We start from the raw sequence: 1469 nt of genomic DNA, 5'->3' as shown, positions 1-1469 counted from the left end.
ATCATTGAACTCTGTTTTAACTCTATCTGCTATATATCCTGAATACAGTTTACCGTCATACCATATATCTACCAAGTCATTAACATACAAAGGTAAGAGTTCGTTTTGGTTAAAGAATAACCTTGTGACGATCGTGGAGGGTGAAATTTCAGCTTTAATAGTAGATATATCTGGCGGGTTTCCGTGTTCATCTCTATCATAAAACAATGTTTTAGCTGTTCTTACATCTGGCAAGTCTGTTCCGTCTCCGCCATAAGTGCTATAGTCAATGACATCTCCATTATTTTTTGCTGTGTACATTTTAGGAGGGTCTGTATAGTCGTCTGTTGCCTTATTTTTAACAAACACAACAGCAAAATTATAAGCCGAACGTTCTGTTATTGTTTCCGTGTCCATTGTCACGCTTTGCTTAATATCTACCCTTGTCGTGATTCTATTTCTATTCCAGTTCCTAGAAGCGAAGTTAATGAATAATAAGTTTCTAGGGTCTATTTCAGACGAAGCGTGTTGAATAGTTGTTGTCGGTTGAAATTGAACCTTAGAGAATATCCTTTTAGCTACGTCATGAGCCGATGAAGTTTCCGCTTTTCGGTTGATTGTAGCCTTTCCTTCAAAGATAGTTGAATTGAAAAAGTAGCCATAACTCATTAAATTATTCTTATTAGGGTCAATTAAATAATCAATGATAGCAAAATTTGTCGTTTTAGTTATTGCATTTGGAACATCAAGACTTTCAATCATTGCCCAAAAATAGTTCTTTAATGTAGCTTTATTACTTTCATCTACATCTGTCACAAGATAAACCATATCCAAGTTTAGCTTTTTCTTTTGACCTAGAGCCTCCTCGATTGGAACAACTTCAGGAAAAAGAATTTGAACAATATCCCCAACTTCTACCGAAACCGTCAATGTAGCTGACGAAGTGTAAAGATAACCTGTTTCCCATAACTCATAGTTAATAACTTGACATCTTGCCTTTGGTATTGGTAGCCCTCTTTTGTCTTTTTTACCATTAGGAAGAGTAAAATCAGATATATTATAATAATTAGGGTTAAAGTTATCATAAACATTAGCTTCTAACATTAAACGAAGTCCGCCTTTCTCTTGATTTTGAACTCTGCCTTAGTTAAATTGATTAACTCCATTTGACCGCGTTCGATTATACGTGTTCTGTATCGTTCAAAGTCCATTACAGGGAACAAATTTAATGAAGTCGTTCCGTTCCAGCCTTGATAAATTTCATCATTTACATCTGTATTGATTAAAATATAATTCTGTACCTGTTCCGTCTTAAACACAATTGCAGTATATTCATTTCCAATATCGTCTAAAAATCTAACTCCAGTAGGTGTTTTAGGTAGTTTCGGATATAATATCCCCATAAAACTAAATATTTCGTCTTTTATATCCCAACGACTTAAACGCTCTATGTTTGTTTCTCCATAATAAGTGTAAGAAGTTCCTTTGAC

General features: G+C 34.4%; 2 protein-coding genes. Both read right to left on the bottom strand.

Annotation, left to right across the window (positions count from 1 at the left end; translation table 11 throughout):
- A partial coding sequence (locus tag FDW96_RS00085) for a hypothetical protein (protein WP_137365018.1) occupies window positions 1–1083 on the bottom strand: 1083 nt, incomplete at its 3' end.
- Window positions 1083–1469: hypothetical protein (locus FDW96_RS00080; RefSeq protein WP_212732841.1), on the bottom strand; the 387-nt coding region annotated here is incomplete at its 5' end. The genes FDW96_RS00080 and FDW96_RS00085, both read right to left, overlap by 1 nt.

The sequence above is a fragment of the Citrobacter sp. TBCS-15 genome (genome assembly GCF_005280815.1).
In the GTDB taxonomy this organism is placed as follows: Bacteria; Pseudomonadota; Gammaproteobacteria; order Enterobacterales; family Enterobacteriaceae; genus Citrobacter; species Citrobacter werkmanii.
The sequence above is the reverse complement of the archived record's forward strand: the minus strand, read 5'-3'. Positions and strand labels throughout refer to the sequence as shown.